The sequence below is a fragment of the Neobacillus bataviensis genome (assembly GCF_019969725.1).
In genome coordinates, this window is the sequence record NZ_JAHXYW010000012.1 from 97,985 (window position 1) to 112,801 (window position 14,817).

A 14,817-nucleotide genomic window follows, 5' to 3' on the forward strand; every position below is an offset into this window, starting at 1 on the left:
GGCAGTCTTTTCTTCTTTAAAAAGCTTTTCGATATATCCGTTCCTGTGGATTGAATTCCTCGTATTGCAGCCCCTTTGGCATAAACAGAATCGATTCCTTGCTTCCGAGTCCCATGAAACCTCCCTGCGCCAGGCTGTTGTACATCAGGCGGTGCACCTGCTGCTGCAGGTTATTGTCAAAATAAATCATTACATTGCGGCAGAGGATCATATGAAACTCATTGAACGAGCCGTCTGTCACCAAATTATGCTGGGCGAAAATCAGGTTCTCGTTCAAATTCGGCCGAAAATAGGCAAATTGATGGTCTGTCGAATAATATTCGGAAAAGGCCTTTTTACCTCCGGCTTTCAAATAATTTTTCGTGTATTGCTGCATTTTTTTTAAAGGAAATGCGCCTTTTTGAGCAGCGACAAGGGCTTTTTCATTCATGTCGGTCGCGTAGATGCGGGTTTTTTCCGCCAGCCCCTCTTCTTCGATCAGGATGGCCATGGAATAGACCTCCTCCCCTGTCGCACAGCCGGCGTGCCAGATCCGAATCTCCGGAAGCTCCCGCAAGAGCGGCACTACTTCGTTGCGAATGACAGCGAAGAAGCTCGGGTCACGGTACATTTCCGTCATCCGGATCGATAAATCATTGAGGAGACGCTCCAAATAGCCTTGCTCATGCAGCACTTTTTCCAATAAAGCCGTAATCGTCGGGAGCCGCTCCGCTTTCATCCGGTTCAGGATTCTTCGGGTCAATGAGGCGCGGACATAGCTGCGAAAGTCATAGCCGTACATTTGATAGAGACCTTCTAGAAGCAGATTGATTTCGACTTCCTGCCTCTCATTCAGCGCCAATACCTCTGTATCTTGAGATATGATAGGATTCACCGCGGGTTCACCTGCTCAGTCAGCCACACCCGCATCAGCGAGTACAACTGATCGATATTTAATGGCTTCATGATATAATCCGAGGCTCCTGCATCCATACATTTGTCGCGCTCGCCCTTCATGGCCTTGGCCGTCAAGGCTATAATCGGCAGATCGTGCATCCCGAGTTCATTTCGGATGATCGTCATCGCTTCATAGCCGCCCATGATCGGCATCATGATGTCCATAAAAATCAAATCAAACTCTTGTTTTTGTAAAATTTCAATCGCCTGTTTCCCGTTCTTTGCCACTTGTACAGCTACACCCTTGCGCTCAAGAGCCGAGACGATGGCGAATACATTTCGTCCGTCGTCCTCCACCAAAAGCACTTTTTTCCCTTTAAACAGCTGATCATTCGAGGTTGCCGTTTGTTCGGCTGGAGTCGATTCTTCTTCTATTCTCTCCTCGTCCTCTGTCGTTACGCTAATGGCAGCTGCCACTTCCTCCAGTGCAAGGATGTCCTGGTCCAGTTTACTCGGGATATATAATGTAAACGTGCTTCCCTTGCCAACCTCACTCTCTACGTCAAGGGCACCTCCAAGCAGACGGGTAAATTCGCGGCAAATCGATAACCCGAGACCCGTCCCGCCGTATTGCCGATTCGTCGTCCCGTCGACCTGCTGGAAAGCATCAAAAATAATTTGCTGCTTTTCGAGCGGAATCCCGATTCCGGTATCCGTGACTGAGATCGCCAGCACAGGCACTCCTGCTGGAATGTCGGGTACTTTTTCAGCGTCAGCGAGATTAATGCGTACCGAGACAGAGCCCTGTTCCGTAAATTTGAAGGCATTGGATAACAGATTTTTTAAAATTTGCTGCAATCGTTGGCCATCCGTCGAAATGACCGCAGGGACATTTGGATGTCTGTGCACCTCAAACGTCAAATTCTTTTTTGCCGCTACCGGAGCAAATAAGCTTTTCAATATCTGCGGCAGCTCTGTCACATTGACTTCATCGGTCAGGATTTCAATTTTTCCTGCTTCAATTTTTGATAAATCGAGGATATCATCAATCAGCCGCAGCAAATCGGCACCGGCTGTATTAACGACGCGGGCGTACTCGCCGACCTCATCTTGATCCAATTCCGCCTTATTCTCCATGAGCATTTGCGACAAAATGAGGATGCTGTTCAGCGGCGTGCGCAGCTCATGCGACATGTTCGCCAGAAAATCGGATTTAAATTGCGAACTCATCTTCAATTTGAGTGAATACTCCTCCAGCTCGTCCTTCGCTTTTTTTAGCTCGGCCGCTCTTTGCTCGGCGTCGTGCTTCTGTTCTTCCAAAAAGTCATTTGAAATCCGGAGCTGCTCCTGCTGCATCTGCAATTCTTCAGATTGAGCCTGAAGCTCTTCTGACTGCGCCTGCAATTCCTCAGTTAATACCTGCGATTCTCCAAGCAGCCTTTCCACTTCCATCCGCCCAAGCACGCTCGTAATCGATGAGCCAAATTTGTCCTGGAGCAGGTCGAGCAAGGTCAGGTGCTGAGAAAGAAACGGCTTGAGCGCGGCAAATTCGACCACGGCCTCCACCCTGCCTTCATAGAGAATTGGGGCAACCATTAAATTTCTTGGCGAAGAAGCGCCTAAGCCAGAGGTCACTTTGATATGGTCTTCCGGCAGTTGATCGATGAGAAAAATTCTTTTATCAAGTGCCGCTTGGCCGATCAGCCCTTCTCCCAGCTTGAAGCTGGAAGCGGCGCGTTCTTCCTCCGCGACTGCGTAGCCCGCTACCTTGACAAAGTCGATCTCGCCGCCTTGATTTCTGCGTAGATAGACGACTCCATTAGTGGCGTCAAGCAAGGGTGCAAGCTTAGTAATAAAGGATTTCGCCAATTCGGTAATATCCGTGATCCCCTGATACATGGTAGAAATTTCCGTCATACTCTTTTCCACCCAGCTATGTTTTTCGAGGCTGTTCAACAGGCTGTTCATCGCCTCTGCCAGCTCTCGAGTCTCATCCTTCGTATGCACTTCGATTCTTGTTGCTAGGTCGACCTCAGAATCGGTGATGCTTTTAATCGTTTTCACGACCTGTCGTATCGTCCTGACAATCGAATTGGACAAGAAAATGGCCGTGGCAACGGTAATAACCGTGACCAAAAAGATGATGGCATATATGATTAATTTTACATTGGCAGTGTTTTGTATAAGCTTGGCGGTACGGTCATCCGTCATTTTTTTTTCCTTATCAAGAAAGGATTCTAGCTGGGTCCGAAGCTGATCGGTCACTTTCTTTCCGGCATTTTTCGTGAAATGCTCGTTTAAAGCGGCAGTGTTATTTGCCTTTTTATTATTGATGACATATTCACCGGAGTCCGCCTGCCATTTTTCAATCTGTGGTTTAATCTCCTCGAGGTTCCGCTGCTGAGTGCTGTTGCCCTTAATCAGGGAATGAAGTTTATTGTAGTTGTCGAGCCAGCTGCGGCTCCCCTCGTGATAGGGCTCAAGATATTCTTCCTCGCCCGTAATCGCGTACCCTCTCATTCCGGTTTCCATCTCGAGCACATTTTTTTGAATCTGATTGGCGAGATCGTGAACCTCAATATCATGCTGGGATATAAAGTCAACCTCGTTCTGCAGTGCTGTCATCCTATTCATGACCATGAGCAGAGCCAGCACGAGGCAGGCCAGGATGGTCAGGTAGCCTGTGATAATTTTTGTTCGTATGTTGAAGTTGAAGCCCTTCATTGTGATGCAGCCGCCTCCCTATTTTTTGAAAAATCTATCTATATTCTATCATATCGTTTATTTCCTGGTAGACCAATGGGAATTAAGTTCTATGGAAAAAATTTCATAGTTTCATATATTTGGCTTGGGGTATTACATAGGTATCACTAGTTATGGAGGTTATTTATATGGCAAAAACAAAAGATAAAAACGTGATGTTGACAGAGACGCTCGATAAACAGGTGGCCAATTTCTCGGTATTGTATATGAAGCTGCACCATTATCACTGGTATGTGAAAGGCGAAAATTTCTTCACGCTGCATGTCAAATTCGGTGAGTTGTATGCGGAAGCGGCGCTTCATATGGATACGATTGCCGAAAGAATGCTGTCATTGGGGGCTTCGCCAACGGCAACTTTAAAGGAGCAATTAAAGCTGGCTTCGATTGAGGAGGCATCGGGCGAGGAGTCGTCGTCCGAGATGGTTCAGGCGCTGGCAGATGACTTTAATACGGTCTGCGGTGAGTTAACGGAAGGAATCACGGCGGCGGAGGACAACGATGACCAGCCGACAGCGGATTTGTTTATTGAGATTCGGACTTCGTTGGAAAAACACCGTTGGATGCTGGAGGCCTATTTGGCGGAGTAGATGGGATTGGCATTTGAGTAGGAGGATATACGGCTGGGCTGGGGCAAAACAGGTGAGTCCATTCCCTGTCCACGCCTCAGTGACCGTATGTACTCTTTTTTATGCTAACGGGCACAAGTGAACTCTCCAGAGTGACCGACTGTACTACTTTTTTCCTGCCAACGGGCACTGTGAACCACGCACATTGCCCGCCTTAGCTATTTTTCCATGCCAACAGGCACTATGATCCGTCCACAGTGCCTACCCTAAACATTTCCCGCAACATCCTCTATCCAGCAACAACACTCAATTCGCCGACACCATCACCAGACACATATCGTCCTTTTGGGCACTTACCAGCTCGGAGCATGGCTGCAGCTGGTGCAGCAGCGACTCCGGATTGTCATTTTCCTGCAAGCAGCTGATCAGCTTCTCGCTCGCATCCGCATACTCCTCCTCCAGCCACTCCGAGAGCCCGTCCGTAAACAGCAAAATCCGCGCTCCTTCCTTATACGGAATCACGCCTTTTTTAACCTCAATCTCCTCAAAAAAGCCAAGCGCACAGCAACCCTCATCCAGCATCCTTACTTCCCCATCCACCAGCGCCATCCCCTGCGGATGCCCGGCATTCACATACTCGATGCAACGCTCTTCCGTATCCAGCACAAAATAAATCGCCGTAAAATAATAGTTTAAAAGACTATCGGGCATGTGAAGCTGATTCATGCGCCGGTTCAGCTCCTTCATGACTTCCTCCGGATCGGATATCCCCGTAATCGTATCTTTTAAAGCAGAATAAATATACATGCAGACCAATGAAGACGATATCCCGTGTCCCATCACATCAAGCAAAATCACGCCATACCGGCTCGGACTGATCTTGTACCAGGCATACAAGTCCCCGGCCAGCTCAAAGGACGGCTTATACACCGCAGAAATCGTGACATCGCCTTCCTGAATCGGGCGGCTGAGCATACTTCGCTGCACCTGCCTGGCCAAATCCAGTTCATATTGAATCCGCTGGTCCCGTTCCTTGCGCAAATCCTTCTCATGCTTCAACCGCAGCACCGACCGAATCCGCGCCAGCAGCTCCACTTTATTGATCGGCTTCATCACATAATCCAGCGCTCCCGCATCCATCGCCTCGGCCATCTTATACGAATCTCCCATTGCCGAGACAAATATGATTGGCAGGTCGCAGTACCGCTCATCAGCCAGAATCGTCCGGCAAGCCTCAAGCCCATCAATCTCCGGCATCATCAAATCCATTAAAATCAAATCTACCGGCACCACAGAAGAAGGACCAGCCCCATCCAACTGCAAAAACTGATATAGTTCCTTGGCAGATGTCATCTTAACCAATCTAGGATAGCCCGCTTTCTTCAGGATTTTTTCAATAATCATTAAATTCGTCACATTATCGTCCACAATGGCAATTTTCATAGGCATCCGATAGCCAACCCCTTTTTTGTAAAAAAACTTCCTGCTCCCGAGAAGGCGCCTGACACCTGAGTGTATTAACGTATTAAAGCAACAATAGTCGAACAGGTGCCGCTGTGCCCAAAAGACGGCCTTTTAAACCGCTTTATAAGCACACCTTATTCCACCCGCTGATAGGCATTGTCCTCAACGGCCTTTCGCAGTTTTTCAAGCGCCTTTTTCTGCAGCCTCGAAACATGCATCTGCGAAATCCCCAATCGCTCGCCCGTTTCCTTTTGACTATGGTTCGAAACAAACGTGCAATGGATGATTTCCCTTTCGCGGTCGTTTAAAACCTGAAGAGCATTCTCGAGAAGGAGCCGCTGGTCGACTTTTTCAAAGCCTTCATCATCTCTTCCAATAATATCATGAGCCGTGACTGAACTTCCATCCTTACCGGTTTCAATCGATTGATCGACAGAAGCGGCCTGATAGCTTTTTCCCATTTCCATCGCTTCCAATACTTCCTCTTCGGAAATCTCCATATGTGCAGCTATTTCATGGATCTTTGGCGAGCGTTGATAGCGATTCATCAGCTCGTCCACCACTTTTTTAATTTTCGGCCAGGTTTCTTTAATCCGTCTCGGTACATGTACGCTCCAGGTTTTATCCCGTAAAAAACGCTTGATTTCACCGATGACGGTCGGGATTAAAAACGTTTCAAATGATCTTCCGACGCTTGCATCATACCGTCTGATTGCGGACAACAGCCCGATCATCGCAACCTGCATGATATCCTCGTGAAATTCTTTCCCATGTGAGTATTTCCTCGCCAGGCTCCCGACCAATGCGGTGTAATGTTCCACAAGGATCGTTTGTGCCGATGCGCTCTCGTTTTCTTGGAATTCCCATATCAGGGCATCGATTTCTTCCTTAGTTCGTTTCACGGTTTGCGATGGTTTGGTCATGATTTTCACGCTCCCCACTCAGATACTTCACCATGAAGACCGTAACTCCGGAATGTTCTAAAACCCTGACTTCATCCATAAGCGTCTCAATCAAAAATAAACCTAACCCTCCCTCTGACAGCTGTTCGACCGTACTGGATTCAGTGTAAGGGCCCAGTTCATTTTTTGTCTGGATAAAATTAAAGCTCTTGCCGCTGTCCGCGACCATGATTTCCAGCTTGTCGGGATAGATCCCAAAACCGATAATCACTTCGCCGCCTTCGTCCATGGAGTAAGCGTGCTGAACCGCATTGGTACAGGCCTCGCTTACCGCGATCTTCATGTCCTCGATCTCCTCATATGTATATCCGATGCGGCTGGCAATTCCCGATAACGTTAAGCGGATAACACCAACGTAATCCGGTTTTGCCGGAATTTTCATTTCAATATAATCCATGACTTCGTTCATGTTCCCCCACCTCTAATTTACTGAAATATTCATAATATGACTTAAGCCTGTAATTTCGAAAAGGCGCTTGAGCCGGTCTGATAAGTCCGTCAGCTGTAATTCTCCGTCACTTTTCTTGAGCTGTTTAAACAAACCGACAAAGACACCCAAACCGGTACTATCCAGGTAGGATACATCCTTTAGATTGACAATAATCGATTTATTGCTTCCTTCAGCTAGCGGCAATAGTTCCTCTCGGAGCTTCGGGGCCGTAAACGCATCAATTTCACCTGCCACCCGCACCAATATTCCTTTTTCACTCTGCTGCTTCTCTATCTTTAAATTCATGCCATCCTCACCTCTGAAACTATTTATTTTTGCTTACCCGCATTTCTAAAAGTCAAAACCTATTTTTTTAGAAAACTTCAGAATTTATTTTTTTATTATACCAAATTATACTAGCTGGCCGTATATCCCTTCTGATCTGGGTGAATTTAGCTAGATCATGAGGTTTTTTAATTAGGGGGCTGTTTTTCGAAACAGCCCGTTATATATCTATAGTGAACACACTTCTATTAACCAACCTTTTCCACATCCAAATACATGAGATGGCACCCGTCCGCTTCATGTATTTTGAACATATATCCATCTGCTTCCACTATTGAACCTTTACATGCATTAGTGCTTTGTGTTAAATACCAGCCGCCAATTGTGTCCACATCCTCGGCGGTTAAGTCGGTCCCAAGCAGCTCGTTTAAGGTACGAATTCCTACTTTCGCATTGACAATAAAGTGTTTTCCAGCTGCTAGCGTCCGAATCTCGGCGACTTCATCTGCATCAAATTCATCCCTTACCTCGCCTACGATTTCTTCAATGATATCTTCGATCGTCACCAACCCAGTCGTGCCGCCGTATTCATCCATTAAAATCGCCATATGGGTGCGATCCATTTGCATCCGAATCAATAAGTCATGAATCGGAATCGTCTCAATGACACGAATCACTGGCTGGATGAAGGATTTAATCTTCCAATTTTGATAAGGACCTTTATTCATTAATTTGGCTGTCAAAAACCTTTTTACGTTCATCACACCAATAATGTGATCCTTGTCTTCCTCCATGACCGGATAGCGGGTAAACCCTTCTGTCTTCAACTTTTGAATGACTACCTCCAGCGTATCACTTACCGAAAGGCAGCTCATTTCTACCCTTGGCACCATGATTTCTTTGGCCACACGCTCATCAAACTCGAAAATATTATTAACATATTGATACTCATTCTGATTGATTTCCCCCTTCTTATAGCTTTCCTCCAACAGCAGCCGCAGCTCATCTTCCGAGTGCGCCAGCTCATTCTCATTTGCAGGCTTTAAGCCAAACAGGCCAGCCAGCCACCGGGCAGAACTATTTAACAACCAGATAAAGGGATACATCACCTTGTTAAACCAAATGATAGGCGTGGAAAAAAGAAGTGCGATGGTTTCGGATTTTTGGATGGCGACGGTTTTGGGTGCTAATTCCCCTACCACAACATGCAAAAAAGTGACCAAAATGAAAGCAGCTATCAATGACAAAATTCCTGCCGCTGCGTCACCCAAATGAAGCAGTCCAAACAATGGATGGAGCAGCTTTTCTACGGTCGGTTCCCCCAGCCATCCAAGTCCAAGCGCTGTCACGGTGATCCCGAGCTGACAGGCTGATAAATATTCATCCAGATGGGTCACGACCCGTTTTGCGGAAACTGCCCCTTTTTTTCCGCTCATTACCAATTCATCAATCCGCGACGGACGTACTTTGACGATTGCAAATTCAATCGCAACAAAGAAGCCCGTTAAGGCGATTAATAGGGCAACACTTACTAACTTTATAACCATCCACTTCCCCTCCTTTTAAATAATGTGTTGGAGTTAGGATGATGAGTTGCCATGCACAGTCATCAATTCGTCTGCTGTCTGAATTCGTGTATCTCCTCTTGTATTTTGTTTTGACGTGGAAAATGATTTTTCCTCGAGAAAGCTTATAGCCCCTTCCTTCTCAAACGTTGCTTGTGCCTCTACTGTCCGCTTGGCATAAGGAAGAGCTTCAAGCCTCGCAAACGGAATTCCTTCTCCTGTGTCGATGCAGAGTCCATATGTTCCTTCCCGCATCCGCTCCAGTGCTTCATCGACTTCATCGACTATATTTTTGGCTGTCTGATGGATCATTTTTTGTTTTTCAATTTCATCCAATTCGGTGGCTTGATCGGCAAAGTGGTTGTCATAGCTGGTTAGCTCACCAAAATCCTCGAACGTGATTGGCTGGTTCCCCTCTAGCACTTGCAGCATTTCTTGTTTGGTCTGGATTAATTTGTGGTTTAAAAAAATCAGTTGTTGCTCTGTCAGCATATCGTTTCCTCCTCTTCTTTTCCTGCCATGTACATACCCTTATAGTGAAATGGTAAAACCTGTGTTTACGACGGGAATATCAGGGTATTTCACTAACTGTAGCGTCATTAAAGGCTGATTATGAAAAAGCAGTCCCTTTTTTGCTAGATTTCAATAAATAAAGGAGAGGATTACGATGAATCTACAAAATGGACAACCTGCCCAGCATCAGGATCAACAGCCTGGGGTAGAAACAAAAATGAACCCAAAACCGAAGGACGATAATCCGCAATACAAAGGGAGCGGCAAATTAAAAGGAAAAAAAGCCCTAATTACCGGTGGCGACAGCGGTATTGGCAAGGCCGTGGCAATCACCTTTGCGAAAGAAGGAGCAGATATTGCTTTTGTTTATCTCGATGAACATAACGATGCGGAGGAAGCAAAAGCTCAAGTAGAAGAGCAAGGCGTCCGTTGTCTGCTTATCCCAGGAGATGTCGGCGAGGAGTCCTTCTGTCAGGACGCAGTTGAGAAGACGGTAAAGGAGCTTGGCAGTTTAGACATTCTGGTTAATAATGCAGCAGAACAGCATCCACAGCCCAGGATTGAGCAGATCAGCACAGCACAGCTGGAAAAAACATTCCGAACCAACATTTTTTCGATGTTCCATCTTACCAAAGCCGCCCTGCCGCATTTAAAAGAAGGAAGCAGCATTATCAATACAGCCTCTGTTACAGCCTACGAGGGCAATGAGCAGCTGATTGACTACTCCTCTACAAAAGGAGCGATTGTCACCTTTACCCGTTCGATGGCCAAATCGCTTGTAAAAAAAGGAATCCGCGTCAACGGGATAGCGCCCGGACCGATTTGGACCCCGTTAATTCCTTCGACCTTTTCTGAAGAAAAAGTGGAAAAATTCGGTACCAATACTCCGATGGGGCGTCCTGGTCAGCCTTATGAGCTCGCCCCAAGCTACGTCCTGCTTGCCTCCGACGATTCCTCCTATATGACCGGGCAGATCATTCATATTAATGGCGGACAATTTGTGACGAATTAATTCAAAAAAGGCATTCGGAAATTTATCCGAATGCCTTTTTTAATTATCATTAGGATTCGCTGTTAACTGTTAAATGAGCCCTGCCCTATAAAATCTTTCTCTCCCTCGTTGACAGTCCCGTTTACCATACACCCGAAAACAGGCGGGCGAAAGATTCCTTCACCCGTTCAGACGTCGGGCGTTTGTAAAATTGAACAGGACGAATCCGTCGGCATTCCCTTAGGTCTTCTTCATATTGGACAATCAAGTCTTGTACTGACTCCGTCCCCGTTAAAAATAAATTGACTTCAAAATTTAGATGAAAACTGCGCAAATCCATGTTGGCGGTTCCAATCGAGGCAATATACCCATCGACGATGATCAGTTTTTTATGTAAAAATCCCTTTTGGTACGTGTAAATTTCGATTCCGGCACGTAATAGCTCTGGAAAATACGAGCGGGAAGCATATTGGGTCAGAAAGCCGTCATTCACTTCAGGTACCATCACCCGGACTTGGATCCCTTTTGCAGCCGCAATCCTTAAGGCAGTCAGAATCGCCTGATTAGGGACAAAGTACGGAGAAGCAATCCAAATCGATTTGGCCGCACAGGTAATCATCGCATAAAAATGATCGCTCATCTTGCGAGTTTCTGGACCGGTCGCCACGACATGGACCAAGCCGTCCTTATTAACGGGGATTGGTTTCGAACCCTCTTGCCTTGATTTGTCCTCCGGCTGCCTTTCCACCTGCATGGGTTTCCTCTCCTCCATCAGCCTCTCCCTGCAAACATACTCCCAATCTGCCAAAAAAACCTTATGCAGCGTCTGAACCGCGTCTCCTTCCAAATAGACATGGGTATCACACCAAAATCCGATGTTTTCGTCCTCCCCGAGATACTCCACCCCAACATTCAAGCCGCCGACAAACCCTGATGTGCCGTCGATGACAATGATCTTGCGATGGTTGCGGAAATTCCATTTTTGATTCAAAAATCCGCTTTTGATGGGCAAAAAAGGATAAACAGCCACACCGGCGTCCTGCATTGCTTTAAGATCTGATCTCGAAAGACACAAACTGCCTACTGCATCATAGAGCAATCTAACCTCTACTCCTTCTTTCACTTTCTCGGCTAAAATCGCGACTAGCTCCTTTCCGAGCCGGTCATAGCGGAATGTATAATATTCCATGTGTATAAATTCCTTCGCATTCAAAAGCTTTTGTTTGATTTCCCGAAAGGTTTCCTTGCCATTTTTTAAAACTTTTGTTTTCGTATTTGTGTTTGGATGGGTTAAGGTTGACCGCTCCAAGTAGCGGGCAAAACACCTCTGGCGCTCATTGAGCTGAGAAAAGTCGAGCATAACTCTGTGGTGACTGGTTTCAAAAATCTCACGATCATTCATGCGCTTATGTTTAAAGAGAAGGCCTTTTAACAACAACTGACCGGAATACAAATAAAAGATGTATCCGAATATAGGTAATAACACTAAAATGTAAATCCATAAGAGCGTACTTTGTACGGAGCGATTTTCCATGATTAACGAAATCACCGTACTGAGGATGATGACACCATAAAGTGCGATACATACCACTGTCCACTGAAAAGAGATGTCTCTGAATAGTACTAAATATCCTAAAGCCAGCATCAAGATCACCAAGAAAAATTCCAATCTATGCTTTTTCATATGCCCTTCTCCCTGCTTATCACTGTTTAAGAGATAAATACCCGTTTTTGGCTAAAAAAAACTCTCCCGATTGAAAGAATGGAAAAAGCTTGCACGATGTTGTGCAAGCTTTTTATTAATATCGTCATTTCGGTATATTAGTCGTCATTCCGCTGGTTATTGCGCGATTCTCCGCCTTTTTGACCAATTTCTTGATAAAATTCCTTATCATGATTTTCAGAAGTAGCTTCCCCGCCTTTGCGGCCAATCTCTTGGTAAAATTCCTTGTCATGATTCTCAGAAGTGGCTTCCCCGCCTTTGCGGCCAATCTCTTGGTAAAATTCCTTGTCATGGTTTTCAGAAGTGGCTTCCCCGCCTTTTCGACCTATCTCCTGATAGAATTCCTTGTCATGTCTCTCAGCGGTGGCTTGTCCACCTTTGCGTCCTCGTTCTTCCATGCTCATGTTCTGATCATCTTTTCGGTCCATCTTGAATTCCTCCTTCTGATTTTTTTAAGGTTGGTTTAACCTTATACTCATGTAGTACCACGAATTTCAGGGATCAAAACCTATTATTTAAAAAAGGAACCTCTTTTTTTTCCCTTTAAGAGATCGCCTGTCCAGCCTTTGACTTTCAAATAACCATACAGCAAGAGAGTCGTAAGGATTACCAGGATAAAGGCAAATAAATATCCATGTCTCCATCCAAGCTCCGGCATATACTTGAAATTCATTCCCCACAAGGCCCCGTAAGCCATTATCGGAGTGAAGATAATTGTGATGACCGTTAGGGTTTTCATGATTTCATTGCCGCGATGAGAGGAAATCACTTCTTCTAAATTAATAATCGAGTCGATTTCATGTTCATATTCGTTGAGCAGGACAACTGCCCGTTCAATCCGCCTGCATGTTCTTGTAAATATTTCTCCTCTTGATACTTCTTCAAAGTCCGCTTCCTCAATCCCCATTTTTAATTCGCGTATTGGAATCAGCAGACTTTTCCAAACCAGCAGCTCATGCCGGCGCCGATAGACTTTTTCGAGAATTCCTGTCTCATTTCTATTACGAATGCTCCATATGAGGGTTTTTAGCTCCACTTCAAATTGATCGATCTCCACCAGCATTTCATTCATCAGTTCTCCCAGAAAAATGAAGAATCCATCCACGGCATGTTCCGTTCGATTGATTTGCCTGACAAGAAATTCAAGATTGATATGTTTAAACGTAGTAAGGGCAAGGTCCACGGTGATCCATTGATCCTCTGTTACATAAAAATGAAAAATCTTATAATCTTGATCGTCTTCAAAACTTTGCTGATAGATAAGCGATCCATAAACCACCTTTTCTCCGTTTTCGGGGGCTTTCACTCTCAAATAATTGCTGCGATTATCCCGTACCTTTTTGAGCCATTCACTGCCATCCTGTAAGAGGAGCGGCTTAATTCGCTCCATGTCGTTTGCACTGAATTGAGACCATTTCCACCTTTTGGACCGATTATATTTTTTCATAACGTCTCCTTTCGGCAACCATTTTCTATCTAATTCCCCGTTTTTGAAAAAAATAAAACTTACGTTTCATTCGGAATGCAAATGGGTATTTAACTGTTAAATAGCCATTGAAAGCTATTGAAAAGCTAAAGGAGGCCTTGATGATGAAAACAACGCTGCCAATTAAATCAATGATTGTTGTAGGCTTGGGGGCATCTGCTGCATGGTGGTTATCGTCAAAACCCAACCGGATAAAAGCTGAAAGCAAGCTTCGCGATTTGAAACGAAAAGTAAAACCGACCCCCTTTCATAAAAGCGAAAATCTCCCAATCGAAAAAGGAGGGGTCCCGCATCCCCATGATGTGGAGGATAATAAAATGGTAGACGAGGGAGCTTTGTATTCCGTGAAATTCTATAATGAGAAAATGCAATAATCGAAAGTTGAGGCATGCGTGCCTCAACTCATTTTTTGTGGGGTGAAAAATGAATCTACTTTTCTTATTCATCTATTTCATCATCATTCTAGTGGTTATCGAAATTCACGTTATACTATTTCAGCTAACCGGTCTTAAAGTGGAGGTTTCCAGGTTTCAGGTTATTTCGATGATGACTGGCACCGGCTTTACGACAGGAGAATCCGAGCTAATCTTGGGCCATCCGGTCCGAAGGAAACTCGCCACCTTCCTCATCCTCTTTGGCGCCTTCTCCCTGGCCGTCATCATTTCATCGATTAGCAATTTCCTATCAGATGAGCTGAGTATGGAAGAAGTATTGTATGTGGGCGGGGCCATCCTACTGGCATTTGGCGGATTAAAGCTTTCCTGGGCAAAGAAGAAACTGGCAGGGTTGTTTAATCGAAAAATGAAACAGAATGTGGAGCTGGCCGATTTGCCCATACGCGAAGTATTTTTAACAAATAGTGAGGATCTCTTGCTTAACCTTCATATGTTTGAGGAATCTTTTGCTGTTTCAAAAACACTGAAGCAAGCGATAAATGACATTGACCAGTTGGACTTCGTCGTATTGTTTATCAAACGAGGTGACTTGATTATTCGAAAAAATGTCTATCATTCCGAAATACACGAAGGCGACCAAATCTTTCTATTTGGCGATAAGGAGGTCATCCTTCGGGAATTTAAACAGGCTATTACCATCATGGAGAAGAAATTGGAGAATATCCCCCATTCAATAGAAAATCAACAAGGAGCAATAACACAGTCAAAAAAATAGCAATCCAATCAAGGATTGCTATT

At 45.3% G+C, this 14,817-nt stretch carries 15 protein-coding genes; 4 read left to right on the forward strand and 11 right to left on the reverse strand.

The annotated features are described in order from the left end of the window. Positions 1 to 16 precede the first annotated feature (16 nt). Positions 17 to 874, reverse strand: coding sequence for a CheR family methyltransferase (locus LC455_RS24165; protein WP_223594824.1), 858 nt, complete (start codon positions 872 to 874; stop codon positions 17 to 19). Further along, positions 871 to 3,600, reverse strand: a complete 2,730-nt coding sequence (locus LC455_RS24170) for a CHASE3 domain-containing protein (RefSeq protein ID WP_223594826.1) — start codon at positions 3,598 to 3,600, stop codon at positions 871 to 873. The genes LC455_RS24165 and LC455_RS24170 overlap by 4 nt, the downstream gene beginning before the upstream one ends. 167 nt (positions 3,601 to 3,767) lie before the next feature. On the opposite strand from LC455_RS24170, the gene LC455_RS24175 reads away from it, so the two are divergent. Then, complete coding sequence (locus tag LC455_RS24175) at positions 3,768 to 4,226, forward strand: Dps family protein (RefSeq protein ID WP_223594828.1); 459 nt, start codon at positions 3,768 to 3,770, stop codon at positions 4,224 to 4,226. Between the two features lie 285 nt (positions 4,227 to 4,511). On the opposite strand, the gene LC455_RS24180 is transcribed toward LC455_RS24175, so the two are convergent. From LC455_RS24180 to LC455_RS24205, 6 genes are all read right to left on the reverse strand, one after another. Next, positions 4,512 to 5,648, reverse strand: coding sequence for a fused response regulator/phosphatase (locus tag LC455_RS24180; protein ID WP_223594976.1), 1,137 nt, complete (start codon positions 5,646 to 5,648; stop codon positions 4,512 to 4,514). A 155-nt stretch (positions 5,649 to 5,803) separates the two neighbouring features. Next, entirely contained in the window at positions 5,804 to 6,592 is a 789-nt protein-coding gene (sigB, locus tag LC455_RS24185) for an RNA polymerase sigma factor SigB (RefSeq protein ID WP_223594830.1), read from the reverse strand. Further along, the gene (gene rsbW, locus LC455_RS24190) at positions 6,558 to 7,040 is read right to left on the reverse strand and encodes an anti-sigma B factor RsbW (RefSeq protein WP_223594831.1); all 483 of its coding nucleotides are present in this window, start codon (positions 7,038 to 7,040) and stop codon (positions 6,558 to 6,560) included. Before rsbW ends, sigB begins: the two co-directional genes overlap by 35 nt. A gap of 12 nt (positions 7,041 to 7,052) precedes the next feature. Then, on the reverse strand, positions 7,053 to 7,367 hold the full coding sequence (locus LC455_RS24195; protein ID WP_223594833.1) for an anti-sigma factor antagonist: 315 nt from the start codon (positions 7,365 to 7,367) through the stop codon (positions 7,053 to 7,055). A gap of 227 nt (positions 7,368 to 7,594) precedes the next feature. Continuing rightward, complete coding sequence (locus tag LC455_RS24200; RefSeq protein WP_223594835.1) at positions 7,595 to 8,893, reverse strand: hemolysin family protein; 1,299 nt, start codon at positions 8,891 to 8,893, stop codon at positions 7,595 to 7,597. A 33-nt stretch (positions 8,894 to 8,926) separates the two neighbouring features. Further along, a complete protein-coding gene (locus LC455_RS24205; protein ID WP_223594837.1) occupies positions 8,927 to 9,403 on the reverse strand; it encodes a TraR/DksA C4-type zinc finger protein in 477 nt (158 codons plus the stop codon). Positions 9,404 to 9,578: 175 nt separating this feature from the next. Between LC455_RS24205 and LC455_RS24210 the strand changes: the two genes are divergently transcribed. Further along, a complete protein-coding gene (locus LC455_RS24210; RefSeq protein ID WP_223594838.1) occupies positions 9,579 to 10,436 on the forward strand; it encodes an SDR family oxidoreductase in 858 nt (285 codons plus the stop codon). Between the two features lie 121 nt (positions 10,437 to 10,557). Here LC455_RS24210 and cls read toward each other — a convergent pair whose 3' ends face one another. The 3 genes from cls to LC455_RS24225 all read right to left on the reverse strand — a co-directional run bounded on the left by cls (position 10,558) and on the right by LC455_RS24225 (position 13,585). After that, a complete protein-coding gene (gene cls, locus LC455_RS24215) occupies positions 10,558 to 12,099 on the reverse strand; it encodes a cardiolipin synthase (RefSeq protein WP_223594839.1) in 1,542 nt (513 codons plus the stop codon). A 137-nt stretch (positions 12,100 to 12,236) separates the two neighbouring features. Further along, the gene (locus LC455_RS24220; RefSeq protein ID WP_440446421.1) at positions 12,237 to 12,566 is read right to left on the reverse strand and encodes a general stress protein; all 330 of its coding nucleotides are present in this window, start codon (positions 12,564 to 12,566) and stop codon (positions 12,237 to 12,239) included. Positions 12,567 to 12,649: 83 nt separating this feature from the next. Next, positions 12,650 to 13,585, reverse strand: a complete 936-nt coding sequence (locus LC455_RS24225; protein WP_223594840.1) for a magnesium transporter CorA family protein — start codon at positions 13,583 to 13,585, stop codon at positions 12,650 to 12,652. Between the two features lie 140 nt (positions 13,586 to 13,725). Between LC455_RS24225 and LC455_RS24230 the strand changes: the two genes are divergently transcribed. Both LC455_RS24230 and LC455_RS24235 read left to right on the forward strand, forming a co-directional pair. Then, on the forward strand, positions 13,726 to 13,998 hold the full coding sequence (locus LC455_RS24230; RefSeq protein ID WP_223594841.1) for a hypothetical protein: 273 nt from the start codon (positions 13,726 to 13,728) through the stop codon (positions 13,996 to 13,998). Positions 13,999 to 14,047: 49 nt separating this feature from the next. Next, complete coding sequence (locus tag LC455_RS24235; RefSeq protein ID WP_223594842.1) at positions 14,048 to 14,794, forward strand: hypothetical protein; 747 nt, start codon at positions 14,048 to 14,050, stop codon at positions 14,792 to 14,794. Positions 14,795 to 14,817 lie beyond the last annotated feature (23 nt).

Excerpts from the sequence above, each read along its gene's own strand:
- LC455_RS24195 (WP_223594833.1), bottom strand. The coding sequence starts at position 7,367 with ATGAATTTAAAGATAGAGAAGCAGCAGAGTGAAAAAGGAATATTGGTG.
- cls (WP_223594839.1), bottom strand. The coding sequence starts at position 12,099 with ATGAAAAAGCATAGATTGGAATTTTTCTTGGTGATCTTGATGCTGGCT.
- LC455_RS24170 (WP_223594826.1), bottom strand. The coding sequence starts at position 3,600 with ATGAAGGGCTTCAACTTCAACATACGAACAAAAATTATCACAGGCTAC.
- LC455_RS24200 (WP_223594835.1), bottom strand. The coding sequence starts at position 8,893 with ATGGTTATAAAGTTAGTAAGTGTTGCCCTATTAATCGCCTTAACGGGC.
- sigB (WP_223594830.1), bottom strand. The coding sequence starts at position 6,592 with ATGACCAAACCATCGCAAACCGTGAAACGAACTAAGGAAGAAATCGAT.
- LC455_RS24235 (WP_223594842.1), top strand. The coding sequence starts at position 14,048 with ATGAATCTACTTTTCTTATTCATCTATTTCATCATCATTCTAGTGGTT.
- LC455_RS24205 (WP_223594837.1), bottom strand. The coding sequence starts at position 9,403 with ATGCTGACAGAGCAACAACTGATTTTTTTAAACCACAAATTAATCCAG.
- LC455_RS24210 (WP_223594838.1), top strand. The coding sequence starts at position 9,579 with ATGAATCTACAAAATGGACAACCTGCCCAGCATCAGGATCAACAGCCT.
- LC455_RS24225 (WP_223594840.1), bottom strand. The coding sequence starts at position 13,585 with ATGAAAAAATATAATCGGTCCAAAAGGTGGAAATGGTCTCAATTCAGT.
- LC455_RS24175 (WP_223594828.1), top strand. The coding sequence starts at position 3,768 with ATGGCAAAAACAAAAGATAAAAACGTGATGTTGACAGAGACGCTCGAT.
- LC455_RS24230 (WP_223594841.1), top strand. The coding sequence starts at position 13,726 with ATGATGAAAACAACGCTGCCAATTAAATCAATGATTGTTGTAGGCTTG.
- LC455_RS24180 (WP_223594976.1), bottom strand. The coding sequence starts at position 5,648 with ATGAAAATTGCCATTGTGGACGATAATGTGACGAATTTAATGATTATT.
- rsbW (WP_223594831.1), bottom strand. The coding sequence starts at position 7,040 with ATGAACGAAGTCATGGATTATATTGAAATGAAAATTCCGGCAAAACCG.
- LC455_RS24220 (WP_440446421.1), bottom strand. The coding sequence starts at position 12,566 with ATGGACCGAAAAGATGATCAGAACATGAGCATGGAAGAACGAGGACGC.